Raw genomic sequence first — 6,407 nt, forward strand, 5'->3', positions numbered from 1 at the left:
CGGGATCCGGATCTGGTACCGCCGCTGAGCGAAGATACCAATCGCCGTCCGTGGGATCGCTCACGCTGCCCTGGTAGAGACGATAGGCGTAAGCGCCAGCCACGACGGCCTGCTCACCTTGGAAGACATAGTCACCGAGCAGCGAGAACGCGCCGTCGGAGCTACCATCAACTTGAACGATCCGGATGCCCTCGTCGGTTTGTGCCCCGCTGCCACCCAAATTGATGACACGCACGTCCGTATCGCCCGACGTACTGCCGGTAACGTGGAGCAGGTCCGTCGGGGAGCTGTCGTCGCCCAGCTCGGTTTCGATTTCGAGCAAGCCGCCCGTACCGACATAGTCCCCCGCGACTGTCAGCGTGCCGATCGAATTGCCCGGTGCAATAGTGCCGCCTGACGATAGCGTCGTGGGGCCAAGCCTCCCGACGCCTCCGAGCCTTCCTCCCTCAACGCTGAAGGTCGAATTTTCCAGCGATCCGTTCACCAGGAGCGTGCCTCCTGAGACGGCGGCGGTTCCGGAAAAGTCTGAATTGTCCGCGGTCAGAATGGTTGTGCCGCTCTCATGGCGGATTGTTCCCGATCCGATCAGGGAGGAAGCGAAAATCAGATCCGATCCGTCTGGATGGCCGGTATGGTTGAAGACGATCGTCCCTGTCCCTGGGCCGAATGTCACCGACATCGCATCGAGCGTGCCGCTTGCCCTTGCGGCCGCGCCGCTTGCCGCTCCGAAATTGAGCGTGCCGAAGGAGCGTTCGTCCATCGCCAGAGTAAGCGTTGGCTGTCGAACGGATGCAGTCCCACCCTCGGCCAATGTTAGCGTACCATTCCCCTGTAAACCAACGTAGATGGCTTCGCCGGCCAACAGGGACCCGCTGCCGGAAATCTCCACTGTGCCGGTCCCGTAGGTTGCTCCGCCGATCACTACCAAGGCGTCGCTTACAACATTCCCGCCATCTGCGATGAAGACCCGGCCGTTGCCGTAATGACCGATAGAAAACCCGGCACTGCTTTGCCAGATGGAGCCGGCGCCGGAAACCACCACAGACCCCACCCCGCCGAGATTGCCGGCCACGGCTGCTAGAGCGACAGAAAGCCGCCCTCCATCCTCAATGATCAGCTCCCCGCTATTGCTGTCAGCGACCAAAATGAGTCCACTCGTCCATGCAGCATCGGGGCCGCTGATTCTCACCGTTGCGGTAGCGTCCGGGTCGCCCCCAGTATAATCGATTGTTCCGTTTTCCGACCCCAGTTGGCCGGCAATTTCGAGTGTGCCTTCCGAGACAGTAACATCTCCTGCAAACCCGGAATTGTCGCCCGAAAGCGCGAGCGTGCCCGCGCCGATCTTGGTGAGTGAACCAGGTCCGGAAACGACGCCCGACAGAGTCAGATCGCCGACCGTTTCAATCGTGCCGTTGTTTGCGCCTATTGTTACCGAACGACCATAGGTAATTCCGCTCGCGCCTGTGGTCTGCAGGGTGCCGCCATCGATCGTAAGGGTGGAAGAGGCATGGCTTCCAAGGGCACCGCTGGCACCGACTGAAAGCGTACCCTGCAGAATTTGCCAAGAGGTCGGATCGGTAGAATTTTCCCCAGTCAACGTCCAAGTGCTGGTGCCGACTTTCTGGAAGCTTTCAAAGCCACGGTACTGCTGGGCCGCTCCTATCGACGAAACATCGAAAGTGCCATTGCCGGTGCCGCCCAGCCGGAAGTTGTCGAGCGACCCGCCTGCCACAACATTTCCGGTGATTAAAGATCCGTCGTGGAGCTCCAGACCGTTGACACTGCCGCCCGTAAATTCGATGGCGTTCGCGCCGGGACCCCCAGACGCGACCCTGCCATTTGTGCTAATTACGAGATCGAGGTTTTGGCCAACAATCCCTTCTCCGCTCGCCGCAACGGGAGCACCGAGGGGGCCCGGCACGCCGCCCGTGCCGCCTTGAACCAGCGAATCAATAACTACTTGGACTCCGCCGTCGGTGAACCACAGTCCTTTGCCACCGGTCCCCCCATCCCCCACGAAATATCCCGATCCGCCCACACCTCCGTTGCCGCCTCTAACTGTGGCGCTGAGTACACCCAAATTGCCAGTACCCGTTATGACAGCTCCCCATCCGCCAGCGCCGCCGCCTCCGCCATCCATGAGATCTGCACCCCCAGCCCCTCCTGCGCCGCCATTGCCTCCGGAAACGTCACTGCCGGGCAAGGACGAACCAACGTACCCATGAGCACCCCCGCCGCCGCCTCCACCTGAGCCGTTGCCGGAACCGTTCTCACCAGCCTCTCCATTGCCACCTGCCGTAGGAGCACCCGCGCCGCCCCGGCCGGCGGGGCCATAGCCGTCACCGCCGTCACCTCCAGTAAGGCCAGCGCCACCGCCGCCGCCGCCTGTCCACGTGCTTCCGCTGCCCCCGGCCCCTCCTGCCGCAACTGCGCTATCGCCTCCGCCAGGTCCAAAGCCCAAAATGCGACCTCCGCTTCCGTGTCCTCCGTCTGCAAAAGCCGGCCTGGTAGAAAGCACTGCAAGCGCAATGCTGGCGCTCAGATATGCAACCCACCGCTTGTGAAGCAGTGATGAGGTTCTGAGTGAATAGCGTGGCACGGCAATCTCCCCCTCCGATGAGGCGCAGATCATGTCGTAAGCCACTGCAGTTGCGAAGAGGGGATCGCAGGAAAGAAGAAATGCCCTTCAATTGTTGCGCTTGCGCAACATAGGTCAGAATTACATCGTTTTATTGGTCCGGGTGGCGGACGCTCTTTGGCAGGCATAGCCACGACGTCTCACCACGGCGAACTCTATGGCGAGGCTCCCATGCGCTGGAACTGCCTCGTGCGGACGTCTGCCAGTTGATCGCGCAGCCGCTCGATCTCCGACTTCAGATCCTGAATGACGTCGCGGCCGTTGCCGAGCGAGCTGGAAAACTGCTGAAAGTCCTCGCGCTGGAGATCGATCTGCCGCTGAAGGTTTGCGATCTCGTGGTCCCGGTTGAGATTGCGCTCCGACCACTCGTTGCGGGGCAGCATGGTGGTCCGCAGATCGTTGATCGCCGTGTCCGTTCTCACGCGATCCTCAGCGCTTCGGGCCGCGCGCCAGTCCAGTTCCTGCCGCGTGATAAAGCGCTCGGCGGCCGCGTCGAACGACCGGCGCGTCTCGGCTGACAATGTTCCGAGATTTGCCTTCAGGTCGGTTGTCGCCTCCCGGATCGGCCAATAGGCCATGCCGCCGATGATCACCGCGAAGGTGAGCGCCACCCCGATCGCCTGCCACTGCGGCTTGCTGCGTTCTGCGATGGTCGACGAGAGAGCGTTGATGGATGCGCGCGTCTCGTTGGTGAAGGACGCGAAAGACTGCTCGATCTGGCGGAATCCGCTGCGCATCTCCGCTTCGAGGTCGCTCTGCCGCCGGCCGAGGTTGGTGACACGTTCACCGAGCTGGGCTTGGATCGCGTCCACATAGTGCCTCTCGGCGCCGTTTTGATCAGGCATGTGTGCCTCCGTCATCTCGCTCTGCCCCAACCCCGCTTCATTGGTTCTGATTATTTCCAGCAACCGCGAGCGGTGCCGAACGTGTTGTGAGCCGCCACTTGTTCTGCGAAGGGTCGGTCATTGCGGATGATGAAATCGCGAGTCGAAGCTGCCGGCGTCAGCTTCCGCCAGCCGTCGCACTCACTCACAGGTGCTGTCGTCTGACATCCTGCCGCCGAGAGCCCGGCAAAGAGCAGCATCGTCCAGATTGCGAATTGTCTCATCGGTGGAGTTCCTTTCGCGAAGAAGGTCGACGGATCGCTCGAGCGCGGCACGGCGCTCAGCATTGGCCCGGCGCGGTAGGCTGCGGTGTGCGACCAGGCGAGTGCGGCGACTACAGCCAGGGCCGCGCCGAGCTTGATCCATGTGCCAAGGCCGAGCATCACGTCCTCCAGCCAACTTTCTTGGCGAGGTAATAGCCCCCCTCAGCGAGTGCCGCGGCAAGGATCCCCAGCGCCCATTGCAGGACAGCGGCGACGTCTGGGTCGTCGGCCAGCATGTGCCCCATGTCGGCCGTGATAAAACCGAGCATGGCAAGGGCGCCGGCGACGTAGCGCAGGATGATGCGAGAGAGCGGGCCGAGCATGTCAGCCTCCTATGATCGATGAGATGAAGCCGGTCACCTTCTCCCAGAAGGCGTAGAGCATGCCGGCGATGCCCATAAGGATCGCCGCCAGCAGCCCCGCCTTGCCGCCTGCCGGGCTCACTGGCGCGGGTTTGGGCTTCAAGGGGTGCTGAGAGCCGGGAGAAGGAGGCAGCGCTCCTGTGGCCCCTCCAGCATCTTTTACGCGGTCCAGGATTGCCTCGATTGCTGCCGGCGAGACCAGCGCCTTATTCAGACCGTCGCCGGCATAGTAGCTCTGCCCGCGCGCGATGTTCCTGTGAGCGCCCGTTGTTGCCTTCAGAACGGGGAACGAAGCCCACTCCATCGCCAGGCGCTTTGCGAACTCCGTCCGATCGATACGGCCGGCCATGAAGTCCTGATAGCCGCGGCGCTTCAGGAGATGGTAGCCGAGCCGGTCCTGCAGATCGGGATCGAGCTTCTGTGAGCCGCGCAGCCGAAGCTCCGCCTTCAGGTCTTTGAGCGTTGCGTTCATGAACTGATAGCCGCCGCAGGCCGACGACTTCCACCGCTTTGTCCAGCTCGGGCCGGCGGCGATCACCTCGTCGATCGTCATGGAGGTGAGCGGGCGAGGCAGGCGATCCTGGTTGTGCCCGTACACAATGTCATACCCTGCGCGGGCCTCCGTCCCGACTTCAACCTTTCCTTGGCAACAACTGTACTGCCGGTAGTCGCCGACGTGGCGTAAATGCCCCGGTTTCCTCGTGGCCTCAACGCGGCTCAATTTCAACGTCATATACCGCCTCCTGGAGGGGCCATGGCGGGCGGACGATGATCCGCATACTGCCAGGCTCGTCCGCCTCTATCTCCACAGGAGAGCCGTCCGCCGCGGTCTGGTGCATGCTCGCGAGAGCAGTCCCTGGCTCCAGTATCACAGTGACGATGGACCCCTCCGGGACGCCGGACAGCCTGATGGCGCCCCCGATCGCCTCGATCTCGATTTGAGCTGCGGGGCGCTCCGCCAGCGCGCCATCGGCGACGTAGTGGGTGCTCGCGTCGCACTCGACGATGTCGACACCATCAGGGACCATGACGGGCGCGTACCTGGTTCCGCCATCTTCGTCTTCCACCACCTCCAGACGCAGCTCGCCGGTGTCGGGGTCCCGATCTGGAACGGGGGGCGCGGAACGGGAGGAAGGTCCAGAAACGCCTTGCCAGCGTTCGCCAGCACCTCCGTCATGTTCGGAGGGACGGGATCGCGGATGACGTGAAATATCGCGCCCCTCTCGTCGTATTCGACGATCATGCCGTTCTCCAGGTCACAAGTTGAAGTTCCACACGAAGTAGTCGACCGTTAGATCGAAGGTATCTCGGGCCCGACGATGTTGTTGATGAAGTCGAATTCCGCGTTGATGGGCATGGCGGAACCAGCCAGTGCGCATGATATGGCGATGCCGAGCGCATCGGCCTTGTCGGTCTTCTTGCGCTGTGCCGACATCGCCGCACGCACGTGCCGGGTCTCAAGACACACGGCCAGAAGACCCATCCTGGTCAGCTCCGGGTGCAGCCAAGCGAGAGCGACGCGCCTCGTGGCCGACGCGCCTCAGCCGCGCCAGTTCAAGCGTCGAAGATCGCCTCGGGATTCGTCACCGCCACCGTCTCCAGATGCACCGCGCCGCGATCTTCGAGGTCGCACAGCGCCGTCTCGTCCATCATCGAGCCCGCAAAAGAATTCCATCGTCCGCCCTTGTGCTGTTTGACAGGCGGATTCTTTGCAGCCGGCGCGACGCCCCGCCTCCTCTGCAGATTACGGGGAAATAGAGACCCAGCCCAAGGCGCCGTTCAGCAGGACGCTCCGTTTCTGCCCTCATCCTGCTGTCCAATTCGACCACAGGTAAGCTAGCGGGGCAAATTGCCCTTTGGTGTTAGATCCTCCGCAGTTGTTTCCTCGACATCCTGATCCTTCCGAGGAAGCAGTTGGCTGTAGAGGAACTTCAGCTGGCAGGTTGGGCAGAGCTGAAGGCTCTCGGGATTGCCGGTCCATTCCGTGGTGGTGTCGGCGGCCCGCACCCATCGGTGATCATCGATCGTCCTGAACGGCTGTTCCCTGCTGCAGCCGTCGCATTTCCATACTGGCCGCTGTTGCTTCGGAGGCAAGGGGAGCACTTGGGGACCTGCAAAAAGCTCCCCGCCGCATTTGCGGCGGGGGCAGATGCGGTCAGAATTTTCCGACGACATTGAGGAAGACGCCCTGGTCGTCGAGGGTAAGGTCTCTGAGGTCGTCGGAGAAGGAGCCGAAATTGTAGCCGAGGCCGACCTTGAA

7 protein-coding genes and 1 pseudogene are annotated in these 6,407 nt (G+C 62.3%); all 8 read right to left on the reverse strand.

Going from position 1 to position 6,407, the window contains the following annotated elements:
• The coding region (locus RIN79_RS21215; protein WP_309086696.1) for an autotransporter outer membrane beta-barrel domain-containing protein at positions 1-2,038 on the reverse strand (2,038 nt) is incomplete at its 3' end.
• Between the two features lie 56 nt (positions 2,039-2,094).
• The gene (locus RIN79_RS21220; protein ID WP_309086697.1) at positions 2,095-2,496 is read right to left on the reverse strand and encodes a hypothetical protein; all 402 of its coding nucleotides are present in this window, start codon (positions 2,494-2,496) and stop codon (positions 2,095-2,097) included.
• 297 nt (positions 2,497-2,793) lie between these two features.
• Complete coding sequence (locus RIN79_RS21225; protein ID WP_309086698.1) at positions 2,794-3,483, reverse strand: hypothetical protein; 690 nt, start codon at positions 3,481-3,483, stop codon at positions 2,794-2,796.
• A 50-nt stretch (positions 3,484-3,533) separates the two neighbouring features.
• Entirely contained in the window at positions 3,534-3,905 is a 372-nt protein-coding gene (locus RIN79_RS21230; RefSeq protein WP_309086699.1) for a hypothetical protein, read from the reverse strand.
• A complete protein-coding gene (locus RIN79_RS21235; RefSeq protein WP_309086700.1) occupies positions 3,905-4,108 on the reverse strand; it encodes a hypothetical protein in 204 nt (67 codons plus the stop codon). The genes RIN79_RS21230 and RIN79_RS21235 overlap by 1 nt, the downstream gene beginning before the upstream one ends.
• A gap of 1 nt (position 4,109) precedes the next feature.
• Positions 4,110-4,745, reverse strand: coding sequence for a hypothetical protein (locus tag RIN79_RS21240; protein ID WP_309086701.1), 636 nt, complete (start codon positions 4,743-4,745; stop codon positions 4,110-4,112).
• A 109-nt stretch (positions 4,746-4,854) separates the two neighbouring features.
• Positions 4,855-5,214, reverse strand: a complete 360-nt coding sequence (locus RIN79_RS21245) for a hypothetical protein (protein ID WP_309086702.1) — start codon at positions 5,212-5,214, stop codon at positions 4,855-4,857.
• 282 nt (positions 5,215-5,496) lie between these two features.
• Positions 5,497-5,822 (reverse strand): annotated as a pseudogene (locus tag RIN79_RS21250) (IS110 family transposase); the annotation flags it as partial.
• Between the last annotated feature and the right edge of the window lie 585 nt (positions 5,823-6,407).

Source organism: Chelativorans sp., from assembly GCF_031180965.1.
Classification (GTDB): domain Bacteria; phylum Pseudomonadota; class Alphaproteobacteria; order Rhizobiales; family Rhizobiaceae; genus Chelativorans.

Coding starts and splice junctions, on each gene's coding strand:
- RIN79_RS21230 (WP_309086699.1), bottom strand. CDS start 3,905: ATGCTCGGCCTTGGCACATGGATCAAGCTCGGCGCGGCCCTGGCTGTA.
- RIN79_RS21225 (WP_309086698.1), bottom strand. CDS start 3,483: ATGCCTGATCAAAACGGCGCCGAGAGGCACTATGTGGACGCGATCCAA.
- RIN79_RS21235 (WP_309086700.1), bottom strand. CDS start 4,108: ATGCTCGGCCCGCTCTCTCGCATCATCCTGCGCTACGTCGCCGGCGCC.